Source organism: Nostoc sp. CmiVER01, assembly GCF_034531135.2.
Classification (GTDB): Bacteria; Cyanobacteriota; Cyanobacteriia; order Cyanobacteriales; family Nostocaceae; genus Nostoc.
On sequence record NZ_JAVRBU020000008.1, the window covers coordinates 132,190 to 154,496 of the forward strand.

The 22,307-nt window shown below is 40.3% G+C and carries 19 protein-coding genes and 1 pseudogene; 10 read left to right on the forward strand and 10 right to left on the reverse strand.

Translation table 11 applies throughout. The annotated features are described in order from the left end of the window. Positions 1-573 precede the first annotated feature (573 nt). A complete protein-coding gene (locus RMZ43_RS15105) occupies positions 574-1,515 on the forward strand; it encodes an N-acetylmuramoyl-L-alanine amidase (RefSeq protein ID WP_322650679.1) in 942 nt (313 codons plus the stop codon). A gap of 156 nt (positions 1,516-1,671) precedes the next feature. Here the strand turns inward: RMZ43_RS15105 and RMZ43_RS15110 are convergent, their stop codons facing one another. Continuing rightward, positions 1,672-2,067 (reverse strand): hypothetical protein, encoded by a 396-nt coding sequence (locus RMZ43_RS15110; protein WP_322653416.1) that lies wholly within the window; start codon positions 2,065-2,067, stop codon positions 1,672-1,674. A 162-nt stretch (positions 2,068-2,229) separates the two neighbouring features. On the opposite strand from RMZ43_RS15110, the pseudogene RMZ43_RS15115 reads away from it, so the two are divergent. Next, positions 2,230-2,463: pseudogene (locus RMZ43_RS15115) on the forward strand (DUF4160 domain-containing protein). A 6-nt stretch (positions 2,464-2,469) separates the two neighbouring features. Then, entirely contained in the window at positions 2,470-2,748 is a 279-nt protein-coding gene (locus RMZ43_RS15120; protein ID WP_322650681.1) for a DUF2442 domain-containing protein, read from the forward strand. 102 nt (positions 2,749-2,850) lie between these two features. Here the strand turns inward: RMZ43_RS15120 and RMZ43_RS15125 are convergent, their stop codons facing one another. Further along, a complete protein-coding gene (locus RMZ43_RS15125; RefSeq protein WP_322653417.1) occupies positions 2,851-3,603 on the reverse strand; it encodes an alpha/beta fold hydrolase in 753 nt (250 codons plus the stop codon). 67 nt (positions 3,604-3,670) lie between these two features. After that, a complete protein-coding gene (gene fldA / locus RMZ43_RS15130) occupies positions 3,671-4,183 on the reverse strand; it encodes a flavodoxin FldA (RefSeq protein ID WP_322650683.1) in 513 nt (170 codons plus the stop codon). 316 nt (positions 4,184-4,499) lie between these two features. Here fldA and RMZ43_RS15135 point away from each other — a divergent pair, with 316 nt between their 5' ends. After that, positions 4,500-4,802, forward strand: a complete 303-nt coding sequence (locus tag RMZ43_RS15135) for a hypothetical protein (RefSeq protein ID WP_322650684.1) — start codon at positions 4,500-4,502, stop codon at positions 4,800-4,802. 326 nt (positions 4,803-5,128) lie between these two features. Here RMZ43_RS15135 and RMZ43_RS15140 read toward each other — a convergent pair whose 3' ends face one another. The 3 genes from RMZ43_RS15140 to RMZ43_RS15150 all read right to left on the reverse strand — a co-directional run bounded on the left by RMZ43_RS15140 (position 5,129) and on the right by RMZ43_RS15150 (position 10,528). Beyond that, positions 5,129-7,657, reverse strand: a complete 2,529-nt coding sequence (locus RMZ43_RS15140) for a mannose-1-phosphate guanyltransferase (protein WP_322653418.1) — start codon at positions 7,655-7,657, stop codon at positions 5,129-5,131. Between the two features lie 375 nt (positions 7,658-8,032). Further along, entirely contained in the window at positions 8,033-9,733 is a 1,701-nt protein-coding gene (locus RMZ43_RS15145) for an iron uptake porin (protein ID WP_322653419.1), read from the reverse strand. Positions 9,734-10,033: 300 nt separating this feature from the next. Then, positions 10,034-10,528 (reverse strand): DUF4363 domain-containing protein, encoded by a 495-nt coding sequence (locus RMZ43_RS15150; protein WP_322650687.1) that lies wholly within the window; start codon positions 10,526-10,528, stop codon positions 10,034-10,036. Between the two features lie 386 nt (positions 10,529-10,914). On the opposite strand from RMZ43_RS15150, the gene RMZ43_RS15155 reads away from it, so the two are divergent. Further along, entirely contained in the window at positions 10,915-11,199 is a 285-nt protein-coding gene (locus RMZ43_RS15155) for a peptidase (protein WP_322650688.1), read from the forward strand. A 1-nt stretch (position 11,200) separates the two neighbouring features. On the opposite strand, the gene RMZ43_RS15160 is transcribed toward RMZ43_RS15155, so the two are convergent. The 4 genes from RMZ43_RS15160 to RMZ43_RS15175 all read right to left on the reverse strand — a co-directional run bounded on the left by RMZ43_RS15160 (position 11,201) and on the right by RMZ43_RS15175 (position 17,017). Beyond that, positions 11,201-12,445, reverse strand: a complete 1,245-nt coding sequence (locus RMZ43_RS15160; protein WP_322650689.1) for a sensor histidine kinase — start codon at positions 12,443-12,445, stop codon at positions 11,201-11,203. Positions 12,446-12,497: 52 nt separating this feature from the next. Beyond that, a complete protein-coding gene (locus tag RMZ43_RS15165; RefSeq protein ID WP_322653420.1) occupies positions 12,498-13,175 on the reverse strand; it encodes a response regulator transcription factor in 678 nt (225 codons plus the stop codon). Positions 13,176-13,828: 653 nt separating this feature from the next. Next, a complete protein-coding gene (locus RMZ43_RS15170) occupies positions 13,829-15,496 on the reverse strand; it encodes a glycosyltransferase family 39 protein (protein WP_322653516.1) in 1,668 nt (555 codons plus the stop codon). A gap of 276 nt (positions 15,497-15,772) precedes the next feature. After that, positions 15,773-17,017, reverse strand: coding sequence for a glycosyltransferase (locus tag RMZ43_RS15175; RefSeq protein WP_322650691.1), 1,245 nt, complete (start codon positions 17,015-17,017; stop codon positions 15,773-15,775). Between the two features lie 1,066 nt (positions 17,018-18,083). On the opposite strand from RMZ43_RS15175, the gene RMZ43_RS15180 reads away from it, so the two are divergent. The 5 genes from RMZ43_RS15180 (at position 18,084) to RMZ43_RS15200 (ending at position 22,286) form a co-directional block, all read left to right on the forward strand. Next, on the forward strand, positions 18,084-19,007 hold the full coding sequence (locus tag RMZ43_RS15180; protein WP_322650692.1) for an energy-coupling factor ABC transporter permease: 924 nt from the start codon (positions 18,084-18,086) through the stop codon (positions 19,005-19,007). Continuing rightward, positions 19,000-19,653: an energy-coupling factor transporter transmembrane component T family protein gene (locus tag RMZ43_RS15185; RefSeq protein ID WP_322653421.1), complete on the forward strand. Its 654-nt coding sequence runs from the start codon at positions 19,000-19,002 to the stop codon at positions 19,651-19,653. Before RMZ43_RS15180 ends, RMZ43_RS15185 begins: the two co-directional genes overlap by 8 nt. A gap of 29 nt (positions 19,654-19,682) precedes the next feature. Then, positions 19,683-20,447: an energy-coupling factor ABC transporter ATP-binding protein gene (locus RMZ43_RS15190; RefSeq protein ID WP_322650694.1), complete on the forward strand. Its 765-nt coding sequence runs from the start codon at positions 19,683-19,685 to the stop codon at positions 20,445-20,447. Between the two features lie 130 nt (positions 20,448-20,577). Then, entirely contained in the window at positions 20,578-21,054 is a 477-nt protein-coding gene (locus RMZ43_RS15195; protein WP_322650695.1) for a hypothetical protein, read from the forward strand. A gap of 575 nt (positions 21,055-21,629) precedes the next feature. Then, entirely contained in the window at positions 21,630-22,286 is a 657-nt protein-coding gene (locus tag RMZ43_RS15200) for a DUF1361 domain-containing protein (RefSeq protein WP_322653422.1), read from the forward strand. Positions 22,287-22,307 lie beyond the last annotated feature (21 nt).

A 22,307-nucleotide genomic window follows, 5' to 3' on the forward strand; every position in this document is an offset into this window, starting at 1 on the left:
GCTACGAAATATTTCTTTACTTAAATTTTAAACATGCTTTCAGGCTGATTGTTAAATATCTACCCACAGATTCTGCTTAGTAATTCTTTGAAGGAGTTAGGACTTCACTCTTACTTATGTGTTCAGCCGTTCAAGGTTAACAGGAATGCAAAGAGGCAAGCTTGAAGAGGGTTTACGGCTTTATAAGCACACTTTATATCAAGCAGTGCTTTTAGCTTGCATTGAAATAAGTACATTTGTCATAGCTTTCTACTTTTACGAAGCGCTATTATCTGGATAATGCGGTTAATTGCTGCATTTCAATTTATTGCAACAATCACCTAGTTCTTCCCGATTTTGATAAATTATGAGGGTTGTGTTTTTTATTCCAATATGAATTTAAATTAGTAAATTTAACCAGATAAGATTTACTGTTCAAGTTCGGAAAATAACTGATTTTGTCTACCAGCCTAGTAATGCTACAAATAATGTTGATATTGCCAACAATTACTAAAATAAATTTGCTAACAAAACTTTGTCTAAAAAATTAGAGTAGTTTTGAATTACTGTAAAAATAAGTAAGAGGATTAAATCATGAAATTTGGAATAGATAGCGGGCATAACTGTCCACCAGACACGGGAGCTAGAGGTATTAAATTTGAGGATAATTTAACTTTAGATGTAGGTAATAGAGTTATAGCTAAGTTAAGAGCTTTAGGAAATGAAGTCGTAGTATGTAAACCAAGTAGTGCTAGTACAGTACGTGAATCGCTTGCAAAAAGATGTGCTACAGCTAACGCAAGTAAAGTAGATATCTACGTCTCGATTCATTTTAACTTATTTAACGGGCAAGCTAATGGTACAGAAGTATTTTCAACTAGTGATACAGGTACAAAAATTGCTAAACCTGTATTAGATGAAATCGTCAAGTTAGGATTTTTTAATCGCGGTATTAAAAGTGGTTCTCACTTGTTTGTTCTGAAAAATACAAATATGCCTGCTATCTTGATAGAATGTTGCTTTCTCGATTCGCAAAAAGATATGAATCTTTTTAATCCAGAAGCAATGGCTAATGCGATCGTTAAAGGCTTAACTGGAAAAGCACCAAGTGTTCCTGTTAACCCTGTACAAGATGAGGAAGATAATGCAGATGCCACTATTCTGAGACTGCAAAAATCCTTAAATCGACTCAAAATAACTGATAGAAATGGTAAGGCGTTAGTAGAAGATGGCTTTACCGGGGCTAATACAAAATCTGCCGTAGAAAAATTTCAAACTATTGTCGGAGTTCAACCGACTGGAACTGCTGACGAAGCTACATGGAATGCCATAAATCTAATTTTGGCAAAACGAATTCTTAGGCCAAACCATGCTGGTGGCGCAGTTGTTAGATACTTGCAATACCGTTTAGGTGTTGAGAATGATGGCATATACGGGCCGCAAACAGAGCTTACAGTTAAGAACTTTCAAAAGCAAAATGGTTTAGATGCAGATGGGATTATCGGCCCTGCTAGCTGGCAAAAATTAATTAGTTAGATTCAGAGGTAGACATTGTTCGTAGTTGGGGCTTTAGCGCTGAAGCACCTACTACGAACTTATATGATTGGTTATTACGGAAAAAATGGTTCTATAGCTATGCACTTTCAGGATAGCTTTTATTAATAAGAGAAATAACCAGGGCGGTAGACACATTTATTCAATTCTTAACTCATACACGAAACAGTGCAAAATAGCTTCACCAACTAAACGGCTAACCTTCAATACTTGCTCATCTCTTTCTGTACAGTAAGTAGTGTGAATACAAGCAGGACAGCCATCATGTTCACGGCAAATCATGCGGTCTTCTTCTTGTTTTTGCTGTTGAAGTTGTACATGACGTTCTGCCTCAGCTTCTTCTACAACCCTATCAATGAATTGACTATCAGGCGGCAAATTCCAATTTTGAGCCAATGTAGTGCGTAACTCTTCAGCTGATGCCCAATTTGGATTTTCTGCCAAATCTATAGGGCAGAGAATTGAGGATAATAATTCCTCATAAACTTCTTGAGGATTATTCCGCAGGGTATTCTCAAATACTTCTGTGTACAATCAGAAGCCTCGTAGAAATGCCAACTAAAAACTTGCCATTTGGCAAGTTTTTAGTACCCGATCTTCCAATGTTAGATGTTAGTTAAGGTGTAGACGCACATTGCCTTCCAATACATCCTGAAGAGGGAATAAAGTATGCCAGAAATTAGTCGTTTTTTCGGGATGATCATCACTATGTATTATAATGACCATCCGCCCCTACATTTTCACGTAAGATACAATTAACACAAAGCCATTATTAGTATTGAAACCTTAGAAATTTTAGAAGGTAAACTTAGCTCTAGAGCTTTTAAACTGATATCAGAATGGGCAACTTTACATCAGAGTGAATTGATGGAAAACTGGGAACTAGCTAGAGATAATCAAACCCTCAATGGGATCTTACCATTGGAGTAGTAAAATATGTTAAAAGATATTATTGCAGTGGAACCAAGAGAAAATTATCAACTATATATCTGTTTTGAAGACAAAATGGAAGGAATAGTTGATATCAGTAAGCTGATTAAATTTACAGGTGTTTTTGCACCTTTGCAAGAGCAAAAATACTTTGCTCAGGTTGAATTAAACCACGAATTAGGCACAATCCAATGGCAATCAGGAGCCGATCTCGATCCAGATGTTCTCTATGCAGTGATTAGCAATCAGCCTATTCCTAACTATAAGTTAAGTCATAGTGCGTAAGAGCAAAAAACTGTTAATTAGCGATGCCTACGGCGGCAAGCTACGCACCCCATTACACCCCAAATTTCATAAGTGGGTAGCTGTAAGGCTTGTTGCCAGACATCAATTTGTAGAACTGCTAAAAGATAGTGCAGATGCTTCTACCAAATGCGGATTGTGGTGTTGCCAAAAACTTAAAATCTTTTCACTAACCTGTTGAGGATAGAAATAGTGAAAAAAATGATATCCTTCTGGGCATTCCCAGAGTTTATCTTCTGGCTTCAACCAATTCAACCAGTCATACAATACAGTTGAGTTGACTACTGGATCGCTCTTGCTACCACATACCATCATTGGCATAGAAACTCCACCCTTGGGTAAATAAACTAACTTAAATAAAGAGTGTGACGAAGGAGATTGTTCTAAATCTTTATCTAAGGCAGCTACTAACTTTTTAGTGGTATGGGGCGATTGATTTCCAAATAGACTGCGGACGCTGCTTGCTAAAACTAGCTCACGGCTGATGCTAAAAAGTTGTCGTTGAAAGTAATAGTGAGCCTGCCAATTGTTTGCAGGTTGAGCTGCTACAGCCAGCAAGGTGAGCGATCGCACTTTTTCGGGAAATCGCCGCGCAAAGCTTAAGGCGATCGCACCACTCATCCCATGACCTGCCAAATGCACAGGGCGATCGCGCCATTCTAAAAACTCATATAGCAACTCCACAGCTTGATCTATGGAACTGGCTTCATCTTTGGTTTGCTGGTATTCCCATTGGGCGATTCTCATATACCCAGATAAATATTCAAGTAATGGTTTATCAAAACGCTTCAAAATAGGACTAGCATTTAACCACAGAACATCAAATGAATCAGACATAACTACCTATAACTTCTAAATTATCAATTTCAATAGAGGCGCACAGCTAGCTGCGTGCCCCTAATCTTTACAAACCAAATTCTGTTTTCAACTGAGCAACCCAAGTTTTAATTCGCTCGTCTGTTAAATCAGATTGACTACCTTCATCAAGTGCCAGTCCAACAAATTTGCTATTTTTCAAAGCTCTAGAATTCTCGAAATCATAACCCTCTGTTGGCCAGTAGCCAACAGTTTTACCGCCTCGCTGGGAAATTTTTTCTTCTAGAATTCCCATTGCATCCTGAAAATTATCGGCATAACCATATTGGTCTCCATCACCAAAATAGGCAACCAGCTTACCACTAAAATCTATTTCATCCAGATCGGGGAAAAAACCTTCCCAATCGCTCTGAAGTTGACCAATATCCCAAGTGGGAGAGCCAATAATCAACAATTCATACTCATCAAAGGTGGTAGCATCCGCCTCATAAATGGGATGTAATGTTACAACCTCATCACCAAACTCATCCCGGATTTTTTCAGCATCAGATTCAGTGTTGCCAGTTTGAGTACCGTAAAACAGACCGATTTTTTTCGACATACTTTCACCTGATATATGGATTTGCGATCGCCAAAATACCTATTTGCCTTGTTGAAATATATTTTCACTTAATGAATATCTATCTCAATAAGTCTGAAGATATCCTACCAGACTTATTGAGAGTTTTTATCATTTAATTTAGGTTAAATTTTGTAAAGTATTTCAGTAAACAAACCCAAAAGGCGGACGGGCGTTGATTCAGGCACTACTTACTGTAAGTGACTTAGGATATGCTCACGCAATATTCCGAATTATTACTAGTTTCAAAAGATACGTCGGTAAAAGAAGCTAGAGAAAGTAAATTTTTTGTGCATTTATGAAATTCATCCAAACACTAAAAGTAGCTGTAATTCCTGTTTTGACTGTGTTGAGCTTGTTGTTTGCATCAAATAAAGTACTAGCTGACTATTTAAATAGTCAGGGTTCAGGAGGTAATTACCGTTATGAATTATGGTCTACTGATGATAATAGCCGTTACTATTTGAAAGTCTGGTTGTATGAAGCAAGTCCAAATAGTGATCCACGCTACACAGATGGGAGTTTTAACTCTACTAGAGAAGCTCTAATTTATTTTGATTGCAATTACGCTGAGAGAAATTTACCAGAATGCCCTCGATAATAATTTTTAATCCCTCTCAAAGTATCCTGGGAGGTTAGCAATAGGAATTATATTTAATTTGTCGCGGTGTCAAGATCCCCGACTTCTTAAAGAAATCGGGGATCTAACTTTTCACGAATAATTTAGGATTATTATATTTTTTCTTTAGTAATATTTTAAATTGGATAATTTATAAATATAAATTACCTATATGGTCAATTTTAATATTTTGAGTAAAATACAGACGCAAAAGTGAAAGCCTACTTTCCTTCCGATAATTGGGCTGATGATCAAGATAATTCGTAGTTCGTAATTAAAAAATTAAATTACGAATTACGAATTACGAATTACGCTTCGGCTGGTTGATATTCTTGTTGTCTTTCCACAAACGACTGAACACGGGTGCGGTAGTTTCTCACAGTCTCATCTACCCAATCGCGATCGTTGCTATTTGCATACAAATGCACCAGTGGTTCGCTAGCATCTGGTAAAACTAACAGCCAACTGTCATCGTAGGGCTGACAAATTTTTACTCCATCGATGAGTTCTAGATTTTGAGCTGGATGAGTTTCGACTAAGTAACGCATCAAAGCACCCTTAGCTGTCCACGGGCAGCGTATTGTATAACTTTTGTGAATTACACGGGGCAATTCTGACCGCGCAGCAGCAAGCGATCGCTCTTGTATAGTCAACATCTCAATTATCTTTGCAATACAGAACATGGCATCAAATCCCGGATGCAGTTGCGGGAAAATAAAACCAGTATCTCCACTACCTCCTAACACCACATTCGAGTTTTTTTGACAAGCTTCCATTAAAGCTGTAGGGTTGGCTTTAGTGCGAATTACTCTGCCATCGTGGCGGCGGGCGACTTGTTCAATAGCACTAGAAGCATGAACTGGTACAACTACCGTTCCTCTGGGGTTAGCCGTGAGAATCATGTCTACCATCAGTGCAGTTAAAGTTTCCCCACGAATTGGGTAGCCTGATTCATCAACTAAAATTAGTTGTTCTCCATTAGCGGATACTTGCACACCAAAGTTAGCTTTTAATGCCTCTACTACATGACCTAACTGAGTCAGCAATCCTTCGCGATCGGTGATTGACATCGCCGTTTTATTGACACTGGCATTCAGTACCACTGCATCAGCACCAAATTTATCCAACATTTGGGGTAAAACTGCCCCCGATACGGCATAAACATAGTCAATCACCACTTTTGCGCGGCTGTTGCGGAGTGTATGAACATGCAATAGTTTCTCAAAAGCAGTGCAGTAGCGATCCATGACTTGGCTAGGATAAGATACATCGCCAATTTCATGAATTAGCGCCCGCCGCATATCTTCCTTAAAATAAGCCCCTTCAATTTTCTTTTCCAGGGCTTTGGTGATATTAATGCCTTTGGCATCCATGAATTCAATCAAAATGTAATCAGGGCGATCGGGGTGTACCCGGACATGGATACCACCAACTACCGACATTGTGGGTATAACCGTGCGGGCAATGGGGATAGCTGTAGCATCAAGGTTTTGAATATCAATACCTACTGACATTAAACCAGCAATGAGCGATCGCGTCACCATTCGAGAGATATTACGCTGGTCACGAGAAACCGTTACCTTAGAACCAGGTTTTAAAGTAGAACCGTAAGCAGATCCCAGTTTCACGGCGAATTCTGGGGTGATGTCGATATTAGCTAATCCTTGGACACCACGTTGTCCGAATAAATTCCGTTGGGCGGTATTCCCCCAAATTAAGTTAATGTTTAAAACTGCCCCTGACTCAATCTTTTTACTGGGCCAAACGCGCACGCCAGGGCTAATTTGGGCTTCTTCTCCCACCGTGGAAAGCGAACCTACAACAGCAGCTTCTAATACATGGGCGCGGCGGTCTACACGAGCGCCACGGGAAATTACACAAGCAGAAAGATGTGCTTCATCGCCAATAAATGCCCCATTCCACACTATGGGACGTTTGAGATTCGCATCAGCGCCAATAGTGACATTATCACCAATTACGGTTCCTGCTTCAATCTGGACTCTTGGCCCGATGCGGCAATTAGCACCAATTACTGCTGGGGTTTCAATAATAGCCGTGTGGTCGATGTAAGTGTTTTGTCCTACCCATAACTCATGAGAAACTTCTTTATAAGCAAAATCGAGATTTACCTTTCGATCTAAGGCATCATATTGAGCTTCCCGATAGGCATCTAAGTGACCAACATCGCACCAGTAACCTTGAGCGATGTAGCCATACATTGGCTCATCTTTTGCTAAGAGTAAGGGGAATAAGTCTTTAGAAAAGTCGGATTCAATGTTTGCTGGCAGATATTCCAAAACTTCTGGTTCGAGAATGTAAGTACCAGTGTTGACGGTATCGGAAAAAATTTCACTACTAGAGGGTTTTTCTAAAAACCGCCGAATTCGCCTTTCCTCATCGGTAATCACTACCCCAAATTCAATCGGGTTGGGAACCCTGGTTAAAATCAAAGTAGCTTTTGACTTATTTTGTTTGTGAAATGCGATCGCAGCTGTGAGGTCAAAGTCTGTTATGCTGTCGCCGCTAATGACTAAAAAGGTTTCATCAAGAAGTTCAGCAATGTTTTTCACACAGCCTGCTGTACCCAGAGGTTGATCTTCTTCGACGGCATAAGTCATCTGGACACCAAAATCACTGCCATCTTGAAAATAGTCTCGCAACACATCAGGTAAATAATGTAATGTTGCAATAACTTCTGTAATTTGATGTCGTTTGAGAAGATTGATAATATGTTCGGCTATTGGTCGATTAAGGATCGGCACCATCGGTTTAGGCAAATCGCAAGTTAACGGGCGAAGCCGCGTTCCCGAACCCCCCGCCATCAGTACTGCACGCATAAATCCTCCTTAACTAATTACAGCCTTCGCTGCTTGAAAACGTGTCAGATATATTTTCTTCTTCTTTCTCTAGTCTCCTATGGATATCGATATTTGAGGAACTTCCATAAGATGCATCTGCATTGGGGCATTGGGGATTGGTCATAGGGTATTGGGCATCTGACCAAAACAGACTCCAATACTGCTGGGGTAAAGCATTTTTAAGTCAGAATTGGATTGGGGGAAAAGGTTAAAGGGTAAAGGGTAAAGGTTTTTTGTTTGCCTTTTCCTCAAAACCCGACAAGTATTGAAACAGACTCATGATACAGAGTAGGGGCGGCATATCTGTCCGCCCCTACAATGGGATGTTTTTTAACTGGAAATCCCTTATGAACTTTAGAAAGTAAAAGTAGTTCTTAACGCACCAATGACAGCATCATTGTTATTGTTGTTGTTATCCGGCGAAGTCAACCAAATAACTCCGGGAGTAATGGTAATATTGTCGCTCACCTTATACTGGTAGAACGCTTCTAGATGATAGGAATTGTTCTTATCTTTACCAATTTGGGCAACACTTGAATTTGTGACATAAGGTTCCATGCCAACCACAATACCCGCTAGGTTCCCTTTTTTACCAAAGTCGGGGAATCCTAAAGTAACTGCCCAGTTCCAAATATCAAGACTTCCGCGATTAATTCCACTGCCATTGCTTGCCAAGATCCGAGTGTTAGTGTAGCCAGCCCAGCCACCCAAGACAAATTTATCGCTCAGTTGTAATGATGCTTCTGCACCATAAGCATTACTAGATACTGGCAAATCGGTACCAGAAAATGCAGCTAAATCATCTGGTAAATTAGGATTATTCAGTAAAGCCGATCGCAGGTTAGCACGGTTGCTGCCTGTACTACCATTGGCAGTAAAATCATTGTTGTAAGAATTAACGTAAGTCAAACCAAGGGTGAATTTATCAGTCGGTTTGACCGTTAACTGGCCTATGGCTCCATAAGCCCCCTTGAATAAACCACTTCCATTTTGAAGATTAGCAGGATCGTTAGCTAAATACCCCAAACTTAATTCTAGATTCTTGCTCAACTGATGCTGAATTGCCAAACCAGCACCATTCACTAGATAGTAAATAGGGTTGCGAGTCCCAAAATGAGAAAGAGCGCCGCTACCACCATCTCCATCTAAGTAAGGGTTTACTGTATTAGTAAAATCATCAGCCGCCCCTGCGTTTGCTTCAACAATGACATTTGTTTTCTGAGTCAGAGGGAACTGATACAACAGCGCATCTATCCCAACAGCATTGTTGTTGCCATTATCAAAAGTACCGCCAGCAAACCGTAAGTCACCTTCTGGTGTAAATGTCGAATTTGCAGAGAAGGCATTCAGATTTGTAGCTTGCAGTCGGGTTCTTAGTAAATCCTTGCCTGTAAAGCTAGAATCAAAGTTGAGGCGGATGCGATCGCCTAAAATAGGATTGCGATTGATTTTTCCTCCTCTAGCATTATCTCCTGACACAACCCCTGCTACTGCAAAAATCGCTTCACCATTGAGTTTGGTAGTGGTAGAAAACTGATGCTGTTCTAGTTCAGCACTGCGTGTTTCCAGCGCATCGACTCGACCGCGCAGGGTTGCTAGTTCGGCGGTAAATTCCTCTTGCAATTTTTGTAATTTGGCTAAATCTTGTTTTTTAACCAAATCATTAGTTGAGGTAGCAATCAGTTCATTGATACGTTGTAAACAAGCATTCAAACCCGCCGCAAATTCATATCGCGTCATCGCTCGATTACCGCGATATGTACTATTAGGATATCCAGCAATACAGCCGTAACGTTCTACTAATGATTGCAGTGCTTGAAATGCCCAATCAGTTGGCTGCACATCTGATAATTGAGATACAGAGGTAACTTGCGCGACAGCATCAGCAGTTGCCGGAGACTCTAGAGATTGCTCTGTTTGGTTATTTTCAGGTTTTGATGTGGTATCATTTGTAGGAGATGCTATTGCCAGCCCAGCATAACCAACAACTGAGGCAACAAGCACAACGAATGGAGCCTGCTGAAGAAAACTCCAAAGAACTTTTGCTTTTAACATTTTTATTTCTCACACAAAAAATTAATCAGGACTAGTACCGCAAGGCGGAAGTCAAAAATTCAAAGTCAAAATTCAAAAAGCTTAGAAGATAGGCTTTTGAACGATTTGAAATAGTTGCTTTATTTACGCCGTGTTGTACTAGTACAATGTCTAAGTTAATTTTGAAGGTTTGTAGTAAGCACTAAAGTGCTTAGAAAATAAGGACTCAAGTCATTACTACAAACTTGCTTATCCATCAATTTCAACTTGACGTACTGCTAGCAAACTAGCCAACAAATACTCAGTCTATGTATTTAGCTTTTAAGGCTTGGCAACACTAGTGACATCCTTGTTAAGAACCCCTAAAGCTGTTGACAATTTCTGTTTATTTGGTGCAGAGGCTTTCAGTCCTGCCTTAATCTCATCGGATTTATCTTCAATTTCTTTGTAGGTAGTGGGAGATTTAGCTTTAACTCCATCCTCAACCTTTGACCAGAAATCTTCGAATTTATCAAATTCCCCTTTAGCTTTGGTAAAATCTCCTGCCTCAACTGCGGCCTTAGTATTGATAACAACACCTTGTAGACCTTGAAATTCAGTTGTTTTACCGGGAGTGGCTACTGCACCAGGGGAGGTTGTCGCAGAGGGAGTGGCTGTTGCATCAGGGCTGGTTGTCGCAGCAGGAGTGGCTGTTGTATCAGCGATAGAACTCCCAGCAGGTGGTGTCTGTGCAGTAGGTTCTTCACTCTTATTGCATCCAACCAAAGTCATCATGCTGATTGCAGCAACTATCAGTACTGGATTAAAACGATTCATTCTAAACTCCTCACCAAAACTCGTTTGTGTAGACTAGTACCGGAAAGCGGAAATCAAAAGTCACCCATGCTTTAATTTTGGGTCTTGACCTGTACTAGCGTTCATATTTTACGCTGACTATGAACAAAAATATTAGGTAATATTTTTGTCATTTAAATATTAAAGCTATCAAGGTAAAAAACTCGGAAAGAACCAATATTTTCTCTTTCCGAGTTTTTTACTTGTCATGCTTTACCTTAAGAACAGAGTCTATCAAGACTCCTCACACCAATTGCTGACTTCGGGTCTTGTCAGACAAGACTCGATTTTTCTCATCTCATTTGTATTTCAGGTGATATTGAGCCTACATTGTATTGGGAAAAAGTTTCTACTACCGGAAAAATAACATGAAACGTTCATTTCGTAAGTATCATCGTATCCTGGGCATCATGCTATCTGTGCCACTTGTGTTAACTGTGCTGACTGGGATATTAACAACCTTTGTCCGTGAGTGGTCTATTGGTATAGGAGTTCCAGCTAGCTTCCTCTTGAGTATCCATACAGGCGAAATCTTTCATCTGCAAGGAATCTACCCAATTTTGAATGGATTAGGACTTCTAGGATTGTTGGTGACAGGATTAAATATGTCTGGTTTATTTGGTAAAAAAACTCGGCAAAACCCTAATAATTAAACTAAGAAGCTAATGGCAAACGTACCTGAAAGCAGCTACCAACACCGATTTCACTGGTGACGCTAATATCTCCTCCATGAGTTCTAGCGATCGCCAATGCAATAGCTAATCCTAAACCTAAGCCTCCCTCTCGCTGATTTCTAGCTTGATCTGCCCTCCAAAAGCGATTAAAAATTAACGGAATGTGTTCTGGAAGAATACCAATACCAGTATCTTGAACATTTATGACTACAAACCGCTCAAGTTTAACCAGAGAAACTATGACAGTCCCTCCTTTAGGTGTATAGTGCAAAGCATTTTGCAACAGATTAGAAAATAATCGCTTTAGTTGAATAGCTTCGCCTTTGATAAAAACTTCGGTTGATATTTCTGACTTGAGAGTAATTTCCTTAAATACCGCTTGCGGTTCCAAAAACTCTACTAAATCCTCTAATAGTTCATCTAAAGGAATAGTTATCCATGCCATCACTTGAGTACTAGTTACTGCATCAGTTCGAGCTAATAAAAGTAAATCTTCTACTAATCGAGTCATTTGATTACTTGCAGATGATATTGCTTCCAATTTATTTAAATTAGCTGGATGAATTCTATCTGGATAATTCATGATAACTTCAACTGAAGTTTTAATGATTGTTAAAGGACTACGCAACTCGTGGGAAGCATCGGCAGTAAACTGTTTTAATTGCTGAATACTTTGCTCAATTGGCTGTAAAGATTGTCTTGTTAACCACCAACCACCTAAACCGCTAAGAATTATTACAATCAGTCCTCCTAACTCAAATCCCCATAAGAGTCTATCTAGTTCTTCTTCTAATTCTTCTGTAGATTCACTTACCCGCACATACCCTTGAAGCTTTTTTTTTCTTCCAGTTAAACTATGCAGATAAACAGGAATAGTAATGCTGCGAATTTTATTGTGTTGGCTAATGTCAAAGTTAGTAGTAAAAGATATTCGAGAAATAGTGGTTCCCGCTTTAGCTAATAGCCGACCATTAGCATCAAACCATTCTACTCCTTGATGATTTTCACGTAAATCTTGCCAAGGAATATCTAAATCTCCATCATCATCATTATCTAAAATTCGAGGTATTTTAGTATTGATTGCTTTTTTATCAACTGGCGCTGCTATTAAGTTGTGAGAAGCTGCATTTGCTAAAGTGATAATTTCACTATCTAACTTTTGATAAAGATTATAAGATAAAAAATGATAGACAATTGTGGTAGAAGTCCCCCAAATTGTTACCATGACACCTAGATATGAAAATAAAAGCCGCCTGCCTAAAGCCTGAAGCATCAATTTAAAAAGTTTGTTTTAGTCGATAACCTAAACCATATACTGTCTCAATAAAATCAACATTAGCTCCAGCAAATTTCAATTTTTGTCTTAAACTCCGAATATGAACCTTGATTGTTTCTTCTCCTGGTGGCTCTTCAAAAGACCAAAGATGTTTCAAAATATCATTGCGATTAAACACTTGATGACTGTGACGTAAAAACAATTCTAAAATTCTATATTCTTTGGGAGTCAGATGTACTGATTGTCCATTATATGTAACTTCATAATTACTTGGATTTAAACGCAATTTTTCCCACTCAAGCACAGGGGGTAAAATAGTAATTCCTCGCCTTAATAAAGCGCGAATCCGAGCCATTAGTTCTTGTAAATCAAAGGGTTTGACAACATAATCATCTGCTCCTGCGTCTAACCCGATTACTTTGTCTGTGCTAGTGTCTTTTGCCGTTAACAACATAATAGGTATAGAGTAGCCCTCTTGCCGTAGTTGTCTACACAATGTTATACCATCCAACTTTGGTAACATTAAATCTAACACTATTAAGTCATAAGGAAAGGCTTTAGCAAACTCCCATCCTACTTGACCATCGCTAGCAATATCAACAAGATAATTTTGGTCAATTAGTACTTCTGCAAGTGCTTTTGCAATCCGATATTCATCTTCAACTAAAAGAATTTTCATAACAGTTTTGTCCTGTTAGCACCAAGATTATTGTTTTTCAAAACTGATAAAATAGGGATAGTGACGCGTACTTTCTTAACCCCGGATTTCTCACCAAATCTCTCAAAACCCTGAGCAGGGAAGCAGGGGAGCAGAGGAGAGTTGAATGTGCCAAGTTCAATCCCCTCTGCATTTAAAACTTGTGAGAAATGCGGGTTAACGTACTTTCTCAATACTAATTTCTGCCTGTAAGCTAATCAGGATTGAAGTTACATAATCAGGGCGGGCAAGATGCCCTCCTCACAAGATATAGAGAAAATTTTAAGATGAGTTCGCCGAAATAACAAATGCGTTCGCCAAACTAACAAATGCGTAGGTGTAGCCAGTTGTAAGCATCTCATGACTGCAACAATTTAGCTTTGTCATGCCAGCGTAACGCACCGCGAATCTTTGATGGATGAAGTTTTTCCGACTTGTGTGTACACAGTAGCCTTCTAGGAGAGAGACTTGGAATTTGAATTGTTCAGCCTCAATAGACATCTTGCAAAAGTAACAAATGCCAAGATGTCGGGGAAAGGTCAAAGGTTACTGGGTTTGGGGAAATTCCATCCCTTTCCCCTTTACCCCTTCCCCTTTACCCCACTTCTGCAAGGAGTCTAATACTCCCCGGCTTATTAACTATGCTGACAATGATAAAGTTTGTATTCGTAACCATCTATACCAGGCATTGATTGAGTATCAGATATAACGCAGGTTTTGACGGCTTCTGTTACAGGTGCATGAAAGTTTACCAGCCACAAGTCAAAAGGTCGTGGTAACTTATTTAGAGTATTTTCCAAAGCAATGGTGGAAATATTCGGGTCTTTGTCTTGATGAGCAAGGAGAAACAGAGGTTTTTGGAGTGAATTGGCAAGTTTAATCTCCCTAGCGACTCCCATCATTTCCCCTGTGTGTACATAAGTTTTGTGGGTAGTGGCAATTAGTACTGGTATTTGGGATGTTTGTTGAATTAGTTGCACAAACAGATCAGGGCGATAATATTTTTGATAGCCGAGATTGCAGATTACTGTAACTGCACTGAAAAATCCCATTAGCCAAATTAACATCACGGCTTTTTTACCGTTTATTCCCCATTTACCTATGCTTTTTATCTCCTTGGGGGGATGCCAACAAACAGCGAGACTTGCGCCTAGTAAAACAACGATCGCAGGAAAATAAACAAAGTTATATCTAGCACCCCTAGTCAGGTCAATACCCAAAAAGTACGTAAAGATAAAGAATAAAGCGATCGCACTGCTCACTACTCCAGCAAACACCTGAATCATAATCCGGTTTTCTGGGTGCTGTAGTTGAATCTTAATTGCACGCAGCAAAATTGGTACTGCCCAAATAAAGAAAGTCAGCATCACTATTCCAGAAGGAATCACAACCAAAGCTTGTGAAGATTCAACTGGTAATAAGGAAATCATTGCAATCAATGTTCCTAAAGCTTGAAAAATTGGGCTTAACCACTCTAGTCCAACACGCGAACCTCGAATCCACTCGGTTAAATTATCACGATTTCTATTCTCTAAAAAGATTGGTACCCAAATTAAACCAGCCACACAAGTACCTACAGCAACGGCATAGATGCGCCGCCAGCCAAGAAAGAAGAAAAGAGAAAATTTGCTGCTAGTTTGCAATTGCAGCCAAGCAAGAAAAATCAAAACTACGGCTTCTGTGCAGAGGGTGAGACTGAAGAAATAATGAGTAGCAAATCCTAAAGCATTAATTCCTACCCATAAAAGTGCTACCCATATAGGTAAAGGTGTACGGTTTTTAATATGACGTGTAGCAATTACTAAGCAGGTGAGAGAACCAATTACCCATAAGGTTGCTAAAGTGTAATGACGCGCTTCTTGTGCTAAAAATACGCCATAGGGTGATACTGCCATCATGGCAGCAGTCAAGTGCCCCACTAATTTCGAGCGAAATGCTACTTTGCCTAATACGTAAACACACGGTATAGAAGCAGCACCGAATATAGCTGGTAGCGATCGCGCCCCAAACAGCGATATTAAACCTCCGTCGCTGGAAAATAATTTCATCCACAGGAAAGCCAGCACAAAATACAGTGGTGGATGATTATCTTGTGTAACTAAGTTATGAACCACATCAGCAATACTAGCTGCTGGGTTTGGTTGCAGTGGTTGTAATAAGATATCAGGCGCGATCGCTTGATCTAGAGGTACTGATAAAAAATTATTCCCCAAGCTAAACACCAAGGTGGCAAACTCATCAGTCCAAGGAGGCTTTGCAGTCAAGTTGGTTAGACGTAAACTGATGCCGATGATTAACCACATTAAGTTCAGCAAGGGGTGAAGCCAAAAAGGAGGGAGGCGATGCCAATTATGCCAATACTTGCGTTGTAAGGTAGAATTTGCATCTACTATGGGCAAAAAACGGGCAGCATAGACAGGTAGCAACGAGATAATTTTTCTGTAAAAATCAAATGCACCTTGGAAAAAAGCTCTCATTGCCGGGCCTCACACAAATGGACTTGTAGATTTGACGTTTTAGATTTTAGTTCGTTCTAAAGTCTAAGAACAAAAATCAAAATCTCAAATCCCTCGTTGTGATTATTTCACATCAGTGACGCGCCAGCTAAGTTTCAAATTAATCCAGAAATTCCAGACGGTAGCAACTGCGATCGCAATAAAGTTGGCAATATAACGATTAGGAATAAGAAAATTAAATACCAAATTTAATATCAGTACATTCAATACCAGTCCAGCAAGACAAATGGCGTTAAATTTCCCAAACCGCTTCAGGCGTTGCTTCCATCCTTGCTGTCTGGCGCTGACATCCGCAAATGTCCAAGCATCATTCCAGAAAAAATTATTTAAAATTGCGATCTCACCAGCAATAATTTTGCTGCGCGTCAGTGGCCAAGCCAAGGTAGTCGGATCACTGAGCAAGTAAAGTATTGCCATATCCACAAACACACCACTAAAGCCAACCAACCCAAAGCGGACGAATCGACCAACAGGGAAATTGACTTTTCTACTCAATCGTCCTACTCTTCCTGTGGAGAGCCGCAACCGTATCAAGTGGTGAATATAATCTACATATTGCTTCCATGTCACCTTACTCTCACCCTCTTTGCGTTCGCAAAACACATACCCAACTTCGGCAACTTGCTCTACTTTTCCCCGCCCGATTACCTCTAGGAGAATTTTGTAGCCAACTGGATTAAGTGTTGCATTGGCGATCGCACTCCGACGCACCATAAAATAACCACTCATGGGGTCGGAAACTCTTCCCAGTACCCCCGGCAAAATCACTAAGCCCAACAACTGAGCGCCACGAGACAAGATACGCCGAGCAACACTCCAGCTACTGACGCCGCCTCCATCCACATGACGACTGGCTACTGCCAAATCTGCTCCCTGCTCAACACTACGCAACAGTTGCATCAGCACCTCTGGTGGATGCTGCAAATCTCCATCAATTACCCCCAAAATATTCCCTGTGGCTGCTTGCCACCCACGAATCACCGCACTTGATAGCCCCCGCTCCTGTTGGCGTCGCATCACCCGCAACTGAGGGTATTCTGTCGTCAAGGATTGTGCTATTTCCCAAGTTCGGTCTGGGCTATCATCGTCCACCACAATCAATTCATATTGTCCTGGAATAGATTCATCTAGTAACTGACTCAATATGTTGACCACATTCTTGATGTTGTCACGTTCTTTATAAGTAGGAATTACTAGGGAAAGATGGATAGATTCACCACTTATACCTACACCATTAGGGGGCAACTCTGAAATCTTTAGTGGCCCAGTTGGTACTGTTAACAGCGAGTTGGATGAGTTTGTCTTCATAATTTCACCTTACAGAAGAAGGATGCGTAAAAACCGAGAGAAACAAAGCCGAACATCTGCTGGCTTGATTGACTGAACCTGGTTAGTTAAAATTTGGTGAATGCTTTTTATTGCAGTTAGCTGTTTTGAAAAGTCTAGTAATTTCCACGCCTCAATTCAAAATATTTTCCTAAACTTCATCTAAGCTTTATATTTAACCACTTAATTTTATGGTATATTTATGGATAGTTAAAGTTTTTTTATACAAACAATAAATACTGTACCATTAGTTAGCTGAGTCAGCAAATATATACTATTTATCTAGGCTATATGAAGACTTCTGATTATTAGTAGGTCTAATGTCCCAATCCGAAATCATCCGTGATAAATAGTAACTGTAGGGTAGGTTACGGAGATTGTAATGCACCCCATAACATATCCGGTGCTTTAGGCTAACTATATGGGATTTTAATGATTTATTAAGTGCTAGTTTACAAAATCTTAAAATTGGTAGTAAACAAAAAAGTGGTAAATCAGAGTCAGAACTAATTGCATTCTGAATCCTGAACTCTGACTTCGGAATGCTTTTTGATTCCAGATAAATATCAAAGCAATTTAGTAAAGAAATTCAGGCTTTTGGGCACTACAATGCTGTATCCCCACGATAGATGTGCTTTGAATAAAAACTGCTCTAATAACTATATCTTAACTGAAAGAACAGCAAAGCAATTCAAAATGTTCGCATAGCCTCTCGTAGAGAAAAAAGGTAATCCTAGCCAGACTTTTGGCGATTGAGAATCTGCAAATTAAATGCACGTTATCTTATTAAAGTCAAGTTTTTTCGACTTTTCTAAGAATTTATCAATATTTAGCGATATATATAAAAATAAAGTTAACAAAAATTAATAAAATAGGAAATAGGTATACTATTTAGCAGCCATTGGATAGTAAATATCTCGAAAGTAACAGCATAAAATCCCCCAAGAGGGCATTGCAAAAAAGGTGAAAATTTTGTTTGTTATTAATTTAATGCTTTTGTTTTATTGCTTGTATTGAGTAAATAAACGTCTATTGTACAGGGTAGATTATGCATATTCCTGATGGATTTGTTTCTGTTCCAGTGGCAGGAGCTACTGGTTTAGCGAGTGTAGCAGCACTATTTATTGCCTTCGAGCGATCGCAAGAGGCTTTTGGTATCCGCCGTGCGCCCATACTGGGACTAACCACCGCCTTCATTTTTGCCGCCCAGATGATCAATTTTCCGGTAGCAGGGGGTACTAGTGGTCACTTGTTGGGGGGAACCTTAGCTGCGATCGTTTTGGGCAGTCCTTGGGCAGGAACGTTGTGTATCGCCACAGTTTTAATTATTCAAGCTGTGCTGTTTGCTGATGGTGGCATTACAGCCTTGGGAGCGAATATTTTGAACATGGCAGTAGTTGGTGTTTGGGTTGGCTGGATTTTAACCCAAACCTTGCAGAGACTGTTTGGGGGGTCTAAAGGGCGCTTACCCTTAGCTGCTGGCATTGCAGCTGGGGTAAGTGTAGTGGTAGCTGCTATTGCTTGTGCCATTGAGTTAGCCCTTTCAGGAACTGCACCCGTAGCCATAGTTTTACCAGCTATGACTGGTGTGCATATTCTGATTGGCATCGGCGAAGGGATAATTACCGGGGGTGTGCTGACTTATTTAGCCACAGCCCGACCAGATTTATTACCAGGTGAACAGCAGGAGTTTCGCGGTTGGTCTGTACCCATTGTCACCATCTTCTTGATTGCGGGAGTGCTGTCACTCTTTGCCTCAGCATGGCCTGATGGTTTGGAGAAAGTCGCCGCAAACACGGGCTTCATCGACTTAGCCAGTAAAGTCCGGGTAATTGTGCCGACTCCCTTAGCTGACTATGGTATTGAAGGTTTGGGGCCAATTGGCACAAGTATCGCTGGACTTTTAGGAGCTGCGGTTTGCTTTGCTGTTGCCTTTGGAATTGCCAAGGTAGTGAAAGCGAAGAATGCTTAAATTTTCCTTACCGTTACGTTTGCAACTGTCACTAGTGATTGTAGTGGGAGCAGCTTTATTAAAGCATAATGCTTGGTATTACTTAGGTGTATATGGCGCGATCGCACTTTTGTGGGCTTGGCTGTTGTGCGTACCCATTCGCCGCTTGGGAGGATTACTCGGTACAGAATTGATTTTTTTGTCATTGCTAGCATTGCCCTTGGGATGGGAACGAGCCAGTTTTTTGCTAGTTCGTTCTTTGGTTTGTTTGGTTACTATGAATAGTTTTTTGTTAACCTTACCGCCCCACAGTTTCGGCATCGCCCTCAAAGGTTTACCCGTACCAGCACCTTTAAAAGAAAACTTGTTATTAGCAGGGCAATATATGGAAATTTTGCTCTCAGAAGTGACGAGGATGCAGCGTAGCGCTCAATTACGCGGTTTGAATGGAACTACGGCATGGCTACGCTACGCCAGTGCTGCCATGATTGGAGCCTTGTATCTCCGTAGTCTAGACAGGGCAGAGCGAGTTTATGCAGCAATGATAACTCGTGGTTACAACGGGCAATTGCCCATAGATTCTACCCTTAGACCAAAAGAGCGTTTTGCCATACTAGCAGCTTGGGCGATCGCTGCTTGTGTAACTCTTGCTTCTTACAAAATTTAGTGCAGTTGTCAATATAGAGTTTGTGAATCTTGAAATCTTTAACTTCTAATCCCCAATCACCAACCCATAACCCCCACGCAGCCGTGGTTGAGGTTGAGAACTTAGCGTATGCCTATTCCCGCCAGGAGCCAGTATTACAAGAAATTTCTTTTACCTTAAATCCGGGCGATCGCGTGGCGTTGATGGGAGCAACTGGTTCTGGAAAAAGCACCTTGCTAGAGAACCTAATCGGCTTAAAACAACCGCAAAGTGGGAAAATTACGATTAATGGCATCCCGGTAGAACCGAAAACTCTACCCCAAGTCCGTCGTCAAATCGGCTTTAGCTTTCAAGATGCCAACGACCAACTATTTATGCCGACCATCTTAGAAGATATCACCTTTGGGCCACGCAACTATGGAATGTCGCAAGCCTTGGCAAGCGATCGCGCCCGGCAGTTATTAGCTGATTTTGGACTCGTTGCCTACGCCAATCGTTCCGCCCACGAACTCTCTGGTGGACAAAGACGCCTGGTCGCCCTAGCCTCAATTTTAGCCCTAGACCCGACAATTTTAATTTTGGATGAGCCGACTAACGGTCTTGATCCAGCGTGGCGGCGGCATTTAGCACAAGTGTTGTTAAAGTTACCCGTGCAGGTGATATTAATTGCTTCTCATGACCTACATTGGCTAGGCAGAGTTACTCAACGCGCTTTGGTACTATCTGGTGGTCGCATTCAAATAGACAGCAATATTCAGCCACTTTTGCAAGATAGTGCTACTTTAGACCAGTTAGGTTTGCCAATAGGTTGGTAATTCCAGATGAAGGGGAGAAAAGAATTACTGAACAATAATCTTTCCTCAATGGCTCGCCTTCCGTGTCTCCCCTGTCTTATTTTCTCGTAATATTTGGATACTTATTCTCGGTTTTATTGTTGGGGTGTTAATGTCTGTTTCACATAAATATACTGTTATTGCTTCTGTTAGCCTAAGCATTGTTTTATTCATTAGTAGTTGCAGTGAAAATAAAGTTTCCCAATGCCAGCGACTGATTCGAGTTGTGAATGCCGGAACTTCTCTGATTGATAAAAATAAAGGAACGCAAGTGATTACCAGCATACAGCTATCTAAAGATTTAGAATTTGTGACTAAATCGATTAAGGAACTGAATTTAAAAGATCCTAAGCTGAAAGAATTTCAAAGCGGTTTCATCAAGATTTTTCAAAATCTTAGTCAAGCGGTAGCCAAAGCCGCTAGGGCCCTTGGTGCGACCAAAACAGCAGATGCCTCAGCATCTGGTAGAGAAAAAATCCAAAAGGCGAGAGATGAAATTGACTCAGCTTTGACAAAAGCCACAACACTTGGCCAGCAGTCGGATACATTAGTCAATCAGATGAATAAATACTGTAGTCAACCAGAATAAATAATCTATCTGATGGCGCACAAGTATTTTACACTCTTGGCAAAAACTTTAGAATGTTTCTGGAACTCTAGCAGGGCAAAATTAAATCAATATAATAGTTAGGACAGGGGCCAATACCGTTCGGTTAAGAAATTTACTCGTTTGGGCAAGCAGGGGGAGTAGAGCAGCAGGGGGGGAAAGAATAGCTTTTCATAAACTCTTTGCCTCCCCTACTTATCCGAACCTTATTGAGACAGGGGCAACATTCACATAAAAAAAGTTCACAGGAAGGTATTTAGCAGCGTTTTTACCGCTCACACTTTCTTTGTGTTGTAGATTTTACTCTAATGATTTTCTGGCTATACTAGTGATTTCAGTTGATTGAGAAACTTAATCCCCCAGTATGAAAAACATAGAAACTTTAAATTCCACACATACAAGTGTGCATTTCATTAGAAGTGATACAAAAGTCTTGCCTGGTCTTGGAGTAGATAAATTTATTGGGGAGTAAAAAGATTTTATCAGTTAATCACTAAGGTTAACACTAACACTACAGAGTGAACTTAGATCAATAAACATATTCTAAATTAGCACCTATGAAAGAAGAATTGATAGCCAGAGTTATACAGGTCTTGCGAATTAATATGAGTTGGATGACTTGGAATTTATTTCTGGCTTTTATACCTTTAGCTTTGAGTGTGTGGCTATTTCGCTTTAGGCGTGGTGGCTCTTGGCTTTGGTGGCTAGGATTCTTAGTTTTCTATGCTTTCTTACCTAATGCACCATATTTATTGACCGATGTAATTCACTTGATAGATGATATCCGGACGATTCAATCAGTTTGGATGATTACTTTAGTGCTTATTCCTTTGTATTTATTAGTAATTCTTAGTGGATTTGAAGCTTATGTAATATCGTTAATTAATTGGGGTTACTACTTACATCGGATCGGCAAAAGTCAATGGATTTGGCGCGTTGAGTTAATTACCCATCTTCTCTGTGCTGTTGGTGTTTATTGGGGACGATTTTTGCGTTTCAACAGTTGGGATTTTATTACTCAACCCGATGCCGTACTAACCAAAGGGGTAGAAGAAATCTTGGGAAAACAGCCCTTAGTGATTGTTGCTATCACCTTTGTGGTACTTGCCAGTTTGTACTGGATTATGAAACGAGTAACTTTAGGTCTTAGCCAACGTGATAGTAAAATAGGCATAAATTCAGGACGCGCAAACTCTAACACGCCAAATTTTTGATGCTTGTGACGATTTTGGCTT